This window comes from Synechococcus sp. Cu2B8-bc1011, assembly GCF_047302735.1.
Lineage (GTDB): Bacteria > Cyanobacteriota > Cyanobacteriia > PCC-6307 > Cyanobiaceae > Synechococcus_C.
The window spans coordinates 2,395,017-2,408,791 of sequence record NZ_CP138915.1 but is presented as its reverse complement, the minus strand read 5'-3'; the positions used below and the strand labels follow the sequence as shown (position 1 = coordinate 2,408,791).

Genomic DNA, 13,775 nt, shown 5'->3' with positions numbered 1-13,775 from the left:
TTTCACTCTGACGGTTGTCTCAAGCCTTGAAGGAGGAGCGAGTGATCACCGTTAAGAGACTGGTGGCGTCGTTCCATCGATTAGATCTTGGGAGCAGGCGACAATTGGCTCGGATTGTCGCCTCAGATGGTGTGACGATCGACTTAGAGGCCGATTTGGTTGAGGATTCCTTGACCCGTTAGCAGCTCGGTCCCGAGGCCGATTGCAAAACCAAGCATTGCAAGACGCCCGTTCCAGGTTTCAGCAAAATTCACGAAACCGAAGCGTGATTTTGTGTTGTTCATCATGGGTTGCTCTCAAAAACATTGAATTCGTTGGTCTCTTGTTTTGCTTTAGAAGCCCAAGGACTGCAAAAGGCCCTGATGTAAAAGGTCCTCAGTGGCGATAAGAGCCACAAATCCGAGCATTGCCAAACGTCCGTTGAGGCGTTCAGCTTTGACCAATCGTTCACGTCGGATTTGTTCTGATGCAAGATCATTCCAATAGCGTTCTTGGGCTAGGAGGGATGCCGTTGTCATGGGTGTCTCCGAGAGGGACCTGATCGGTCTATGTCCGCATCGCTTGGCCTGGAAGAGGGGCCACCCGTATCCAGGAGTTCGGTTTCAGGCTCTTCCCAGATGGTTGGCACGGGAGCATATAGGGATGTTCGTTGGCATTCAAAAGCTCTCCAATTCCAGATCCGTCATGGGCTTGACAACTGGCGCAGGCACCCTAAAAAAGTGCCTAGCAGTGCAGGAGTACTAGTGAGTGCTGATCGTTCTCTCCAGGGTCGAAGTCAGTTTGCTGGCCAGGCTGCTTCCGCAGCCCTGAGAGTAAGTGCTGGCGACTTTGTCATTGTGCAGGCGGTCCACCAGGATGCACCCAAGGCTGATGGCAATTGGTGGATGGGACAGGTGCTGGGCTGTGATGGAGGCTTCAGGGATCCGATGGTGAACACAATGCTTCAAGTCTCAGATGTCGACGATGGCTTCATTCATTGGGTGAACGGTGATGAGGTCAAGCACATTGTCCGATCGCTGGATGGTCTGCAGCTTGGCTCCCATGAGTGCTATCAATGGTCAAAGGGCTATTAAATCAATAGAAGATAAACGCCTGATCTGAATCTCAACTTGTTTGAAAGGATGGACAATTCGTCCACGGAGCATTGATGTCTTATCGCTTCTATGAAGCCTAATCTTCTCTTGTTGATGGGGAATGATGATGTCTGTTACTCCCTTTGATGTAGCTTCCCAGGTTCAATGACTCTTGATTGACAGGCTTGGTCTAGAGAGCCTTGGATTTTCTTCATCCATTTCTTGTGTTCAAGATTCTGAACGTAAACTTGTCATTCGGTCGACACTCGAGCCGATGACCTCTACGACGAAGGCTTCTCTGGCATCGTGATCGATGGCAGGCGTGAGTCGAAACAAGAATGCATTCACCCAGGCTGTTTCCTTGTTATTAATTTCGTGGCCCCGGTCAATAAAGCCTGGCTTTTTCCGAAAGAGATGCAGAAGTATCTCCAACACGTCTTGGGACGAGAGGTCCTCCGGATCGATGAAAGGCAAATTCTCCCTGATGTCCATCAAGGAAATGGAAGCCGAATAATCAAAGTCCTCTGGGATCACTGCAGATGTCGATAGGTTTCTTCTCAAATGATCGTAGCGATCGCTCCTTGTCTTCCTCAGATTCAATGCCGTATTTCCAAGGCCTTTCAGCAACTAGAACTATTTTTTGTTAAGGACCTTCCAACCCAAATATCCTGCACCGCCAAGAAAAATGATCGGAAGGATTGCTTTGATGAACCCCAGGGCAACCCAAACCACCAAGATGCCAATACCTAATCCAATCCCGGTCTTCTTAACCATCGATTGACTTTCGTCCGTCATCATTTCCCATTTGGGTAGGGGCATGGGTCGATCTGCTGTGTCAACTCGTTATGCCTCAGACTGCATGCTTTGTCACGTTTTTCTGCTGTTGCGTGAGCAGATGCTCTTCCAGTTGATGGCTGATCTTAGTCATAGCCTTCATGGGTGTCTTCAGAAGCCAGATGCAAGCATTATGAAACCAGATTGACATTGAGCAATTAATCGATTTGAGGGGAGGATCCAGAAATTAGGCCATTGAATGTTTGCTTAGCCTGCTGCGCGATTGAATCCAAATGTAGAGGTTGAATGCGCCTCGATCTCATGGCGCATTCGTGCAATGGCTTCTCTTGCAAAGGCCTTCTCGTTTTCCTGTGCTGTGATGATTTCTTTGGTGATCTTGCGAAGTCTTTCAATGTCATCGCAAGCATCAATATCTCTAAAAGCTGCTTCGAGTTGGAACTTTTGTTCGATTGATAAACGGTGATTAGTCATTGGTGTTTTCAGCATTCAGCGCAATCTATTGAGTTTTGATCTGTGGCTGCTGTTCGGTTAGAGGTACGGTCCTGTTCTTCCAAGTGTTGTCCTGGATCGAGAGGTAAGCCTTCCTCTGTGTTAGAGCCTGGAGCGGAGGCACAGGGGAGGGCTCGACCATGCGAAGCTAAATTGAGGTCATCCTCCGCAACTCAAAAATCTTTACTTTGCTAGGAGACTCGAACTGATATGGATGTTGAGTTAAACGGGACAACGATCCATCTCGATCGCCCTAGTGATAAAGCAGTTGTTCAACGCGTAGCGGCTCATATCCAACGGCGTATTGTCGAAGACGATTGGAGGCCATATGCCTCCAAGACTGATGCTTTAGCTGCTTGGGAAAAACTTGGAGGGATTCGCCTGAAAGTCCTGAAAGCTTTGAAATTGGTCGATTAGGTGATCTCTCCGCGTGCATCATTCATCGCTTTCTGGTGGATGTCTCATGCTTTGTTCAGTTGTCGTCATGAGAAAGCGAGATGATATTGGAAAAGGAGGGAAGTCATGATTTGTCCTCGCTATGGGTCTTCTGTCTGTGGCCCCAAATGTTGCTTAGCAACAGTCGAAATCTTTTCGACTTACAGGCATAGTGAACCTAGTTTTATGAGCTTTTGTCCAGTTGCTTCCCGCTTGAGCGAGTGGATCGTCGATGACGAAGCTCTGAATCGTTCAGCCATCAAAATTTGATGTTGGCTGAATGTTCGATCAGCAGTCGCTAGATCAACGTTAGGGGCGTCTCATTCCAGCTCAAAGGGAATGGAGTCTTCACGCACGCCATTCCTAATCTCGTCGGTTTTGGTTCTGATAGCAATGCGCCATTGCACCGATGTGCTTTTCGCTCGCCTGCGCCACACTTGCTGTATCGAGATCGGAGGAGCCATGACGGCCGATACTCCACCTGAGCAGATCAAAGAAGCAGCCTGACTACTTGGCCCCTGCTCCAACAGTTTTCTCACCCAACGGTGAGGTCCGTCCTTCGGCAGTCAATCTCTTGACAGCCACGTCGATCGACACTCCATCTGCACCGAAACAGGTGCCCTAAGGAGTTCAACCACTCACCACTTAGGAACCAGGCCCCAGGCGCCACACGCCAGACGCTTCGCACTCCTCTTTCAGTTCACTGTTGTCGTTTCGAGGTTCACGCTTCTCCGATACACATTCACTGAAGATTGGTTAGCGATATGCACAAACGAGCGAGCTAGGCCGTCTCTTCCATCCGGGAGGGGCGGCCTCTCTTCTTCTGGTTGCTTTTTCGTTTCCGTTTCACGACAGACCTTGATGTCAGAGCTTGGCTTGAGCCAGAACAAAGGCATCGAGGACTTTTGATGAGCCCAAACTGGATTCAAGCAGCCGGTATTGGCAGCTTTTTAGCAGCTATTTCTGCTGTCTTTATCACGGCCGTGTTTGTCGTTGGCTAAGGGTTAAGGCCCGAACGCTTACCACTTGGTCAGAATGGCCTGAAGCACATGGTTGCGTTGGGCTAGCTGCTTTGGGGTCGATTGAGATTGTGCCGTCTACGGTTGGTCAGCTCGATCTTTGCTTTACAGTCAATGCGATGATGGCAGACCTCAATGACTTGGGAATACACGCAATTGCGTTTTGTTCCGAAAGGAAAGTCGTGGACTGGAGAAATCGAGGAACTTTGGCTTGATGAAAAGCAGTTGATTTCTCGAAGACATCCTCAGCATGATGTCACTTTGGTGGGCTTGATGAACGAGCTTGGACAGCAAGGTTGGGAACTGATTACCTATGCCCAGCCCTTCACTGGGTATCACGGTGGTTGCTATACGTTTAAACGTAAATCTTAATAGCTGAGGGTGTGAAAAATCGACTTAAATAAAACTTTGCGAGAGCAAAGCTTCCTTGTTTGAGTAATGTGTTTGATTCAACTGATATTCGTTGTTTTGATATTTTCTCAATGGCTGGACAAGCGTTCACGTTTGTCAATGTGATCATCGCTCTTTCTGGTCGATGATCAATGATGTGTTAATACACAATGTCCTAATAGTCACTGCTTGAGGTTGTTTGGACTTTCCCTGTGAATGCCTTGGCCTTGGAGCAGGTGGTGGATCGCTGCGGAGACCTTGGTGAGGTGAGTATTGATCTTTCTATGGCAAATCCACAAGCGCGGTCGTTGTTAATCGCGATCAACGTCGGTCGAAATAGTTTAAGCCTCTACCCCATTTCAGTTGGAACGGCTTGCAGGAGTGAGTTTTGGGCAGAGGATGCAACAACCTATCGACGCAATCATCCTCACTTTCTTGATTCAAGCTGTGTGATGCTGACTCCTTCAGCGTTGGATAGCCTGGTTTGTCAACGCATCACTGATGACAAAGCTTTCGCTTGATGTCAATCCGCTGGTCTAGTTGGCCAGTCGTTTCTAATTTCAGATCAGTGTGCGTCTGGATTGGCGTTCGATGCCCTCTCCCAAGCCGAGACGCATTGTGCCGAGTCGTTCCTTAGAGCGATTTGTCGGCAGATGGTTGGTTGCGATCCCAGTGGCTTTGGCTCCAGCCTGGCTTTCTGCAGAACTGTTCCGTCTTCCCGCCGGGAGGGTGTGCGCAGCGATGAATCGCTCGTTGCAAGAGCAAGTTTCAAGTTCTGTGGCCAAGCGGTTGGATCAGGTCTGTGGTCAAGCCATCGATGAAAGCGTTAATTTTTGGCTTCTCTGGTTCATTTGGGCTCTCTTGATTCGATCGAGCTATCGCTACTGGCCTTTATTGGTTTCGATGGTGGTTGAGGGTGAAAAACATGATTTTTAGTGTTTTGCTTGGGGGCATTGATTGAGAATCGCTTTAGAAGGAATGGACTTGATTCGTCCAAGCCAGTTGAATGCTTTTGATTCTTTGAGGTGATTGATCAATTTTTTGGGTTCACAGTGGTGTCTTTGACAACACTCTGATGCTCAGTTCTTGGAACAGGGAAACCCTGTAGTTTCTGGAATTCGGCCACTGATCCCCTCTGGGGCAGGCTTGACTCGCGAGATAGCAAGTGAGCTCTCGCTCATCCAGGCCTTACAAGCGGATGAATCGATTAGCTTTGGTTTTGATGATGCCCAATGGCATTTCATCTTCGTCCCCTGTTGATGGAATGTCTCGCCATACGAGAAGCATGACGAACAACACCCCCACGATCCTGATCTGGGTCAACCAATACCTTAAATATCAGCAGTACATCGAGCAGGGTCTAAGTGATGAGGCCTCATGCTTGAAAAAAGAAATTGATGAAGCACTCCCTTTGATTGATTTGACCTGGAAAGACCTAGAGCAAGCTGCATTCGAAATGTCAAACTCATAGCGTGGATCTTTGTTTGCGCAGGTTTCTTTAAGACTTCGCTGTCTTACTTCTTTCCATGCAGTTCTCTGAACTCCTCTAGTTTATCGAGATCTTTTTGCTCATCTACGCTGTAATCAGTAAGGATGAGTGCCTTCCCAATCGTTCCAAGGGCGTATTCAAGACGATCGAGATTTTTGCGTCCCTCTTTATCAGACCGAGCGGCTCGAATTACATTAGGCGTTAGCTGATCCGCAAGTTTTTCCATCTCATTGGCAATGGCGCGTGCTTGATCGAGAGGTGTTGTCATGGAGATCCTGAAATGCTGCGTCGGTAGCCTTTGGCAATTATAAATTAGTTGCGAAATATTCTTAATCTCAAACCTTGGTAAATCCTTTTAAAATAATATTGACTCAATCTTTGCTTGGTTTGTTCTTTTGCAACTCCTGTCGCAACGACCAGCATGGCATGGGCGTTGCAATGGCTTGCGGGCTTTAGGGCTCTGAAACTCTCCTTTTCAGGTTCAGAACCACCGGGGGTGCTATGAGTTTGTTTGTTGATCCTGCCATGATCGCTCAACGTGAGTAAGTTGAGTGAAGACCTGTTCGGATTAGCAGCAAAGCACTATGGCGTCATATTCATTTGATGTGGTTTCCGATTTTGACCGCCAGGAGCTGGTCAATACTTTGGATCAAGTTCGACGAGATGTTGGCAATCGCTACGACCTTAAGGATTCAGGTACAGAGATTGAACTGGCGGAAACGGAAGTGGTTATCACCACAGCTAGTGACATGACATTGCAAGCTGTTGAAGATATCTTGAGGACTAAAGCAACGAAGCGAGATCTTTCTCTCAAGATTTTTGACTTCCAAACTCCTGAAGCTGTTGGGGGGAATCGTGTGAAGCAGGTTATTCAATTGCGCAAGGGGCTCAGTCAAGAGCTTGCTAAAAAGCTCAGCAAAATGGTCCGCGATGAATTGAAGAAGGTCACGGTTGCGATTCAAGGGGAAAGCCTTCGTGTCACGGGTAAGAGTAAGGATGACCTTCAGGCTGCAATTCAACTCGTGAAAAGCAAGGAAGAAGAGTTAGATGTTCCGCTTCAATTTGAAAATTATCGCTGAATTTCAGTTTCTGCTCAGATTTTCGTTTGAAGTTGGTGGTCCTTAGTATGAATTGTTGCCAGCCAATGAGAACGTCCTGCTGATCAGGCTGTTGTGGTGCAATTTGTCTTGGCGGCACGCTTTTGAGAGGGAAATTAGCGATCTCTGGGCTTGTTCTTGGTGTTTTGATGAGGCAGGGGAATCATTCCTTTTGATGTTGGTGTCGTTTCCTCAGGAGCTTGTTTCTATGAACGATTTGGTGGTATTTAATGGCCTTTTGATTCTTTTGTGTGTGTCGACTAAGGTTGCGGGGTTTTGCCCGATCGTTGAGTATCTGTCCTCAATTAAACCTTAACTCTCATCCTTCTGCGGCTGATTTGGCGGGACAATGGCTGAAAGTGATGGCTCATTGGTGGCATTAACCACGGCATTGAATTCTGCTTATGGCAATGGAATCGCCGTTCCAGGCTCTGGTTTTCTCTTGAATCATGAGCTGGCAGACTTTACCGCCAAGCCTGGTGTTCCTAATGCCTATGGTTGGTAGAGGGGAGCAAAATGCAGTTGCTCCACGTCGAAGACCCCTCAGCTTAATGATGCCGATAATTGTGCTGAATCAAGAGGTTAATTCTTGGTTGGCGACGGGGAGCCCTGGTGGGAGCAGGATTATGACGACTGTTCTGCAGGCGTTTTAAATCGGTTTGTTCATGGTCTCTATCTTGCGACAATTGTCGCTACACCCAGGATTCATCGTCAGCTTTGGCCTGATTCCTTGCAGCTTGAGCAGTGATTCAGTCTCGACACTCTTGAGCTCTTAAAACAATGAGGCCATGCATTGTGGTTCACTCGCTCCATGGGTTCCGCAAACAGGGTGGAGGCGAAACTCAATAGCGGTACTTATGGAGTGGCTGATCCTCGCGGGGCGGAAGGAGCTGTCGTAGCTGAACAACCTTAAAAAAGTTGTGTGCCAAATTGTAATGAAAAACTATTGTCTATTTGTGGAGTGGTTAATGCATTGTAAATGAGTTGTCCATTGAGCGATGTGAAAAGCTTTTTGTTTCCGAATGGATAGATTTTGATTGTTCCTGAGAAGTTATTGCTCGGAGACACTCCATCAACATAGGAGCCTGTAAATTGATTGCTTAGCGAAAGATTAAAGAAGTTGTTTGGCACCCAGTCGAAACCAATTCGGGCACTACTTCCAAAGTAAGTGTTGCCACAGTATTGATCAGTATTGCAACCAGGGCCTCCCCAGACACTCTGTGCAGCGGGTCCTGCCGAGAAGTTGAGTGTTGTTGTATCAGTTTTAATGAGGTCATATCCAAGCCCAATCGAGTTGATAAGATTGTTTTTGCCAACTTGATTCAGCATGTCGTACTCATATATATTTGATGCATAGGCACTTAACTTTCCTGAGAATGTGTATGAATATCGTAAGTCGATTTGCCCTTGGTTGGTGTCTGTAGATCCTTTTTTCTGATCCTCGCTTCTTGAAAAATCATATTCTGTATTGGCTTTAAAGGAAAGCAGGTTTACCTCATCCTTGTATTGTGTAATCAGTTGAGATGTACTATCGAGATCATAGTCTTGGTCTGTATTTGAGCCTGTTACCCCAGCTGAGAAGCTTCCTGTCCAGCGCTTTTTTTTTGGTTTTGCTTTCAGAGAATTGGCTTGAATTTCCAGTCTTCCAAGGCTGGGATGATTGATGACTGTTGTTTGCTCATTGCTTTCGCTTTTTATCAATGTTCCTTTTATTTTGTCGCCGTTGCTGAGGGTTAAGGTCACTGTTTCTGCGATGCTACTCCTTGAACTGCCATCGAGAAGCAGCATTGCTGTTGCATTACAGGCAATCGAGAGGCATACGGTTTGTCTCAAGATATAGAGCAGGCTTGTTGCTTGTATCCCCATGCGAACTTATATAGAAAGGTTGATTTGAGCTCCTGTTGCCCAGATTGTTGATTGAGATCCTACCCCAGAGGGGTTGATGATCCATTGCATGAGCGGCTGTATTTGTAGGCGCTCAGAGATTTGTATCTTGTAGTTGAGTTCGATGACCCCTTCGTAGCTTTGGTCGGGGGTAATGCTGCGACTGAATCCGCTTCGGTTTAAGCCTATTGCCAGTACATCTTGAGGCCTGCCATGCAAGATGCCTTGGCTGAGCAGTCCTGCAGCTGTATAGCTTGCTAGTGGATTGTTGTTTGGATCGAGGCTGAAGTTGCTAGAGATCCAGATCCTGCTGTCTTTCCCAATCGGTAGGGATATTGGCCAAGTGACTGCTCCGTAAATGCCTCGATTGGTACCCTCGCCAATATTTTTGTTCGAGCTTACGTCCAAGTTGGTAGTTGAAATGTAGCCGCCCAATTGAATGAGCGGGTCTGGCATGTTTTGTTCTCCTTCCTCTGTTGTTGTTTGTTTCGAATTGGCTAACGGATTGATCGACCACTGGACAAGTTGTAGATTGCCTTCGAGCTTCGGTGTTAGTGGAGTAACCCCTAGAGAGCCAGCAATTTGACGGGTCTTGTCTAAGTTGTAGTAGGCATAATCAAGGCTTCCTAGTTGATTGTGGTGCAAGCCTATTTGTGCTCCTGTCGCGGTAAGTGGTGTGATTGGATAGCCAATCACGGATAGATTGTAAGGTGTGTCTAATGTGTCGTTTATATAATAATCTAGGATCGGTATATCCATTAAATTGTTTCCGATTGCGATTACTCCAGCATTCATGCTCCAATCGAGTTTGTTATCGCCTTCGATTCGCTCTAATGATGCTTGTGTGATCCACATTCCTGTTGGAGTGACCAAGCTTTGCAGTGGATAGTCTGTTCCTAGTTGATCATTGAGATTTGGATTGCCTGCGAACTGACTTAGTCCCAACTGAATTTGCCAGTGATCTAAATCTGTCCAGTTGCTTCGATCTTTGTTGAGGCCCGTGCTGAGGGTGAGTCCCGCGGCAACTTGTTGCATCCAACTACTTGAGGACGGCTCTAGTCCTCCTGAAACTCCAACCAACGGTTGAGCTATGAAATCCAGATTCAAATCAACCCAAGAGGGTTGTTGTCGAGATGGTTTCGTCTCGTTGGCTTGAGCGCCAGTGACCAATAAAACAAGGCTCAGCATCGCATGGGCGACACATTGACCTTTGATCTTTGTTCGATTCAGGAGATTGCAGCGAAGCTGTCTCGGAAGGCCTGGATGGTCGCGTCGATGTTCTCATCTGAATGAGCAAGCGACGTGAAGCCAGCTTCGAAGGCTGAGGGTGCAAGGTATACACCGCGTTCCAGCATTGCTCTGTGAAGTTGTCCAAATCGAACGGAATCGGTTGCTTTCGCTTCTTCGAAGTTACGGACTGGACCTTCACAAAGGAAGAAACCAAACATGGCTCCAACGCTGCCACCGGTGATTGGAAGCCCCGCTTCTCTGCCTGCATCCAGGATTCCTTGAATTAAGCGTTCGGTTGTGGCAGTGAGCTTTTCGTAACTTCCTGGCTGCTTAAGTAATTCAAGTGTTTTGATTCCAGCCGTCATTGCCAACGGATTGCCACTCAACGTTCCTGCTTGATACATAGGACCCGCTGGGGCGACCATTTCCATGATCTCCTTGCGACCGCCATAGGCACCAACGGGTAAGCCTCCTCCAATCACCTTTCCCATCGTGGTGAGATCGGGAGTTACTCCAAAGTGTGCTTGGGCGCCGCCGTAGCTGATGCGGAATCCAGTCATCACTTCGTCGAAGACAAGAAGTGCTCCGTTTTCTTTGGTGAGTTCTCGCAAGCCCTCCAAAAAGCCTGGTTCAGGTTGAATGAACCCTGCATTGCCCACAATCGGCTCGAGAATCACGCCAGCAATGGCGTCAGGATTCTCAGCGAAGAGCTGCTTGACCGATTCCAGATCGTTGTACGGAGCTGTCAGCGTGTTGGCTGTGGTGCTCCTTGGCACTCCGGGGGAATCAGGCAAACCGAGTGTTGCCACGCCTGAGCCAGCTTTGACGAGGAACATGTCCGCATGGCCGTGGTAACAGCCTTCGAACTTGATGATTTTGTCGCGCCCTGTAAAAGCTCGAATCAGGCGCAGCATCGACATGCAGGCTTCCGTGCCGCTGTTCACAAAGCGCACCATCTCAACGCTTGGGACGGCTTCAATCACCATCTCGGCCAGGGTGTTCTCTAAAGCGCAGGGAGCACCAAAGCTTGTGCCTTTTTCGATCGCCTCCTGGAGAGCGCTGATGACCTCTGGATGAGCATGACCGCAGATGGCTGGCCCCCAGCTGCCGATGTAGTCCACGTACTTATTGCCATCGACATCCCAGGCGTAAGGACCTTTAACCCGATCGAACACGATGGGTTGTCCGCCAACCGACTTGAAGGCGCGCACCGGAGAGCTCACTCCGCCGGGCATCAGAGCCTTGGCAGCACTGAAAATGGCTTCGGAGTGGCTGGTGTTCAGGTTGGAAGCAGTCACGGGGACGGGAGCCAAAGGGCAATTGCAAACCGTGCAACATCTTGACCCAAGATCGGCCCGATGTGTTTTTTCTGTAGTTGAAGCCTAAGAATTGATGACAAACCTGCCTAGGTTGCAACTGTTCGGCACGTCATCAGTGAACTACGACTGGCCAGCGCTTGAGCGGGAGTTGAGAGGGTTTCTTCCCTCCAAATCAGTGGTCGCGAAACGGCAGGAATTGTTGTCTTACGACTGTGACGGTCTCACCATGGATCGGCACATGCCAAGGCTTGCGGTGTTGCCGGAAACGGCCGAACAGGTAGCCCAAATTTTGGCGTGTTGTCATCGTCAAGGCATTCCTTTTGTGGCGAGAGGGAGTGGCACGGGGCTTTCAGGTGGTGCGTTGGTTGAGCAAGAAGCGCTGTTGGTCGTGACCAGTCGGATGCGCCGCATTCTCGAGATTGATCTCGAAAATCAGACGATCACGGTGGAGCCTGGGGTGATCAATAGTTGGGTGAGTCGTGCGGTTGTTGGTGATGGCTTTTATTACGCCCCAGATCCTTCGAGTCAGGTGGTTTGCAGCATCGGTGGCAATGTCGCTGAAAATTCAGGTGGTGTGCATTGTTTGAAGTACGGCGTCACCAGCAACCATGTGCTCTCCTTGGATGTAGTGCTGCCTAACGGCACACCCACGCGCCTTGGCACCTCGTTGTGCGATGCGGCTGAGCTTGATCTTCGGGGTGTGTTCATTGGGAGTGAGGGCACCCTTGGAATCGCCACGGCGATCACCCTTCGCTTGTTGCGTGCTCCCGATGCTGTTGGTGTGTTGCTGGCAGATTTCCCGTCCATGCAGGCCGCTGGAGAGGCTGTGCGGTTGATCACTCGCGCGGGGGTGTTGCCGGCTGGTCTGGAAATCATGGATCAGACCTGCATTGAGGCGGTGAATGAAGCGTTTGGCGAAGAGGAATATCCGCCGGAGGCCGGAGCTGTTTTATTGATTGAGCTCGATGGACAGGAACAGGAGGTCAAGCAAGCTGTCACAGTCACCACGGCCCTTTGTCGAGAGGCTGGGGCTGGAGCGATCCGTGAAGCCTGGAGTGAAGAGGATCGCGCCCGTCTTTGGAAAGGCCGTAAAAGTGCCATTTCAGCGCTGGGTAGGCAATACCCCAGCTATTACCTCCAAGACGGTGTGGTGCCACGTACGGCGCTGCCCAGGGTCCTCGAGGCCATTGATCAGCTCAGTGCCGAACACGGTCTCGTCGTTGCGAATGTGTTCCATGCCGGTGATGGCAACCTGCATCCTTTGATCTTGTACCGCACCTCAGAGCAGGGTGTGAATGAACGGGTGAAAGCTCTCGGCGGCGCGATCATGAATCTTTGCCTTGAGGTTGGCGGCAGCATCAGCGGTGAACACGGGGTTGGCAGTGATAAACGCTGTTATCTCGACCAAATGTTCAGCGCCGATGACCTGGTCAGCATGCAGTGGGTTCGGCTTGCTTTTGATCCGCTTGGCCGTGCCAATCCCGGGAAAATCTTCCCGACACCTCAGAGTTGCGGTGAGTCGATGCGACGTTCCGTGCAATTGCAAGCCGAGGGACAATCGCTTCCCGCAGAAGCCATTGTGTATTGAACGAAGTGTTGGCTTCAAACATCGTTCTGGGCAGAATCAGTCCTCAACCTCTTCGACCTCCTCGAAGTCCCAGGCCAGGTCCACCACGACAGGTGCGTGGTCGCTGGGTTGGATGCGTCCCCGTTCTTGCTTGTCGATTGAACAGCTGCGAGCTACGTCCCGAAGCGTTTCATCGAGATAGATGTGATCGATTCGCCAGCCACGATCTCGATCCCAAGCACCACTGCGGTAATCCCACCAGCTCCAATGGCCGCTGTTCGGTTCGAACAGACGAAATGCATCCTGAAGGTCAGGACCTAGGGCCGCTTTCAACGCGTTCCGCTCGCGATCTGAGGCCATGATCCCCCCGGTTAAGCGATCTGGATCAGGGAGGTCTTTCGCGTCAAGACCGATATTGAAATCTCCCATCACGCAAAGCGGTTCATCTCTGGTTTGGATGGCCCTTAAGTAGCGCTCCAGACAGGACAGCCAGGTGAGTTTGAAGCTGTATTTATCCGAGCTGAGACTTGATCCATTGGGGACGTACAAATTCACGACTCGTACGCCATCGATGAGAGCGCTGATGACGCGTTTTTGCGCTCCAAGCTCTTCGGCTTCTGCGTCGTCAACGAGTTCTGCGCTGAAACCCATGCGCACGTCCTCCAGTGGTGTGCGACTAATCAGTGCAACGCCGTTGTAGGCCTTCTGTCCGTGAATCTGAACTTGATATCCCCTCTGGAGAAACGGCTCTAGCGGAAATTGAGGGTCGTCCACCTTGGTTTCCTGCAATGCCAACAGATCTGCTTGTGAGTGCTCAAGCCAATTCAGAACATGATCCAGTCGGGTTCGCACTGAGTTGACATTCCAGCTGGCGATTTTCATGGCTGACGAAAACGATTTCTTCTAGTGGTGGACAGGGATCTTTTGGGATATTGTAGGTACAGGTTGTAGATACAGTGCTGTTATGGGCGCCATCACAACTATCCCA

General features: G+C 49.4%; 21 protein-coding genes. 11 read left to right on the top strand and 10 right to left on the bottom strand.

The genetic code is table 11. The annotated features are described in order from the left end of the window. The first annotated feature begins 14 nt into the window (after window positions 1-14). The gene (locus tag SIC18_RS12650) at window positions 15-182 is read left to right on the top strand and encodes a hypothetical protein (RefSeq protein WP_413430596.1); all 168 of its coding nucleotides are present in this window, start codon (window positions 15-17) and stop codon (window positions 180-182) included. On the opposite strand, the gene SIC18_RS12645 is transcribed toward SIC18_RS12650, so the two are convergent. Next, on the bottom strand, window positions 144-287 hold the full coding sequence (locus SIC18_RS12645) for a high light inducible protein (protein WP_048346980.1): 144 nt from the start codon (window positions 285-287) through the stop codon (window positions 144-146). The two genes, SIC18_RS12650 and SIC18_RS12645, sit on opposite strands and share 39 nt — an antisense overlap. A 45-nt stretch (window positions 288-332) precedes the next feature. Then, window positions 333-518, bottom strand: coding sequence for a chlorophyll a/b-binding protein (locus SIC18_RS12640; RefSeq protein ID WP_048346979.1), 186 nt, complete (start codon window positions 516-518; stop codon window positions 333-335). Between the two features lie 30 nt (window positions 519-548). Between SIC18_RS12640 and SIC18_RS12635 the strand changes: the two genes are divergently transcribed. Then, on the top strand, window positions 549-1,073 hold the full coding sequence (locus SIC18_RS12635; RefSeq protein ID WP_413429807.1) for a DUF3104 domain-containing protein: 525 nt from the start codon (window positions 549-551) through the stop codon (window positions 1,071-1,073). Between the two features lie 228 nt (window positions 1,074-1,301). Here the strand turns inward: SIC18_RS12635 and SIC18_RS12630 are convergent, their stop codons facing one another. From SIC18_RS12630 to SIC18_RS12620, 3 genes are all read right to left on the bottom strand, one after another. Continuing rightward, window positions 1,302-1,607, bottom strand: coding sequence for a hypothetical protein (locus tag SIC18_RS12630; protein ID WP_084764056.1), 306 nt, complete (start codon window positions 1,605-1,607; stop codon window positions 1,302-1,304). 99 nt (window positions 1,608-1,706) lie between these two features. Beyond that, complete coding sequence (locus tag SIC18_RS12625) at window positions 1,707-1,847, bottom strand: hypothetical protein (protein WP_413429806.1); 141 nt, start codon at window positions 1,845-1,847, stop codon at window positions 1,707-1,709. Window positions 1,848-2,114: 267 nt separating this feature from the next. Further along, the gene (locus SIC18_RS12620; RefSeq protein WP_084764049.1) at window positions 2,115-2,354 is read right to left on the bottom strand and encodes a hypothetical protein; all 240 of its coding nucleotides are present in this window, start codon (window positions 2,352-2,354) and stop codon (window positions 2,115-2,117) included. A gap of 777 nt (window positions 2,355-3,131) precedes the next feature. On the opposite strand from SIC18_RS12620, the gene SIC18_RS12615 reads away from it, so the two are divergent. From SIC18_RS12615 to SIC18_RS12600, 4 genes are all read left to right on the top strand, one after another. Beyond that, window positions 3,132-3,299, top strand: coding sequence for a hypothetical protein (locus tag SIC18_RS12615; protein ID WP_245407102.1), 168 nt, complete (start codon window positions 3,132-3,134; stop codon window positions 3,297-3,299). 647 nt (window positions 3,300-3,946) lie between these two features. Further along, window positions 3,947-4,183, top strand: a complete 237-nt coding sequence (locus SIC18_RS12610) for a hypothetical protein (protein WP_048346974.1) — start codon at window positions 3,947-3,949, stop codon at window positions 4,181-4,183. A 239-nt stretch (window positions 4,184-4,422) separates the two neighbouring features. Further along, a complete protein-coding gene (locus SIC18_RS12605) occupies window positions 4,423-4,722 on the top strand; it encodes a hypothetical protein (protein ID WP_413429805.1) in 300 nt (99 codons plus the stop codon). A gap of 70 nt (window positions 4,723-4,792) precedes the next feature. Then, entirely contained in the window at window positions 4,793-5,137 is a 345-nt protein-coding gene (locus SIC18_RS12600) for a hypothetical protein (RefSeq protein WP_413429804.1), read from the top strand. A 578-nt stretch (window positions 5,138-5,715) separates the two neighbouring features. On the opposite strand, the gene SIC18_RS12595 is transcribed toward SIC18_RS12600, so the two are convergent. Next, window positions 5,716-5,958: a hypothetical protein gene (locus SIC18_RS12595; RefSeq protein WP_048346972.1), complete on the bottom strand. Its 243-nt coding sequence runs from the start codon at window positions 5,956-5,958 to the stop codon at window positions 5,716-5,718. A 316-nt stretch (window positions 5,959-6,274) separates the two neighbouring features. On the opposite strand from SIC18_RS12595, the gene SIC18_RS12590 reads away from it, so the two are divergent. From SIC18_RS12590 to SIC18_RS12575, 4 genes are all read left to right on the top strand, one after another. Continuing rightward, window positions 6,275-6,769 carry a YajQ family cyclic di-GMP-binding protein gene (locus SIC18_RS12590; RefSeq protein ID WP_048346971.1) on the top strand — a complete coding sequence of 165 codons (495 nt, stop codon included), beginning with the start codon at window positions 6,275-6,277 and terminating at the stop codon, window positions 6,767-6,769. A 367-nt stretch (window positions 6,770-7,136) separates the two neighbouring features. Continuing rightward, complete coding sequence (locus SIC18_RS12585) at window positions 7,137-7,292, top strand: gamma-glutamyltransferase (protein ID WP_413429803.1); 156 nt, start codon at window positions 7,137-7,139, stop codon at window positions 7,290-7,292. After that, window positions 7,237-7,440 carry a gamma-glutamyltransferase gene (locus SIC18_RS12580; RefSeq protein ID WP_413429802.1) on the top strand — a complete coding sequence of 68 codons (204 nt, stop codon included), beginning with the start codon at window positions 7,237-7,239 and terminating at the stop codon, window positions 7,438-7,440. The genes SIC18_RS12585 and SIC18_RS12580 overlap by 56 nt, the downstream gene beginning before the upstream one ends. After that, window positions 7,377-7,535, top strand: a complete 159-nt coding sequence (locus SIC18_RS12575; protein ID WP_413430594.1) for a hypothetical protein — start codon at window positions 7,377-7,379, stop codon at window positions 7,533-7,535. The genes SIC18_RS12580 and SIC18_RS12575 overlap by 64 nt, the downstream gene beginning before the upstream one ends. 161 nt (window positions 7,536-7,696) lie before the next feature. Here the strand turns inward: SIC18_RS12575 and SIC18_RS12570 are convergent, their stop codons facing one another. The 3 genes from SIC18_RS12570 to hemL form a co-directional block, all read right to left on the bottom strand. Next, a complete protein-coding gene (locus tag SIC18_RS12570) occupies window positions 7,697-8,575 on the bottom strand; it encodes a DUF481 domain-containing protein (protein WP_413429801.1) in 879 nt (292 codons plus the stop codon). An 84-nt stretch (window positions 8,576-8,659) separates the two neighbouring features. After that, window positions 8,660-9,859, bottom strand: coding sequence for a carbohydrate porin (locus SIC18_RS12565; RefSeq protein ID WP_413429800.1), 1,200 nt, complete (start codon window positions 9,857-9,859; stop codon window positions 8,660-8,662). A gap of 38 nt (window positions 9,860-9,897) precedes the next feature. After that, the gene (gene hemL / locus SIC18_RS12560; RefSeq protein ID WP_048346965.1) at window positions 9,898-11,199 is read right to left on the bottom strand and encodes a glutamate-1-semialdehyde 2,1-aminomutase; all 1,302 of its coding nucleotides are present in this window, start codon (window positions 11,197-11,199) and stop codon (window positions 9,898-9,900) included. A gap of 94 nt (window positions 11,200-11,293) precedes the next feature. Between hemL and SIC18_RS12555 the strand changes: the two genes are divergently transcribed. Next, entirely contained in the window at window positions 11,294-12,808 is a 1,515-nt protein-coding gene (locus tag SIC18_RS12555; RefSeq protein WP_250395981.1) for an FAD-linked oxidase C-terminal domain-containing protein, read from the top strand. 36 nt (window positions 12,809-12,844) lie between these two features. Here the strand turns inward: SIC18_RS12555 and xth are convergent, their stop codons facing one another. Next, on the bottom strand, window positions 12,845-13,669 hold the full coding sequence (gene xth, locus SIC18_RS12550; RefSeq protein ID WP_413429799.1) for an exodeoxyribonuclease III: 825 nt from the start codon (window positions 13,667-13,669) through the stop codon (window positions 12,845-12,847). Between the last annotated feature and the right edge of the window lie 106 nt (window positions 13,670-13,775).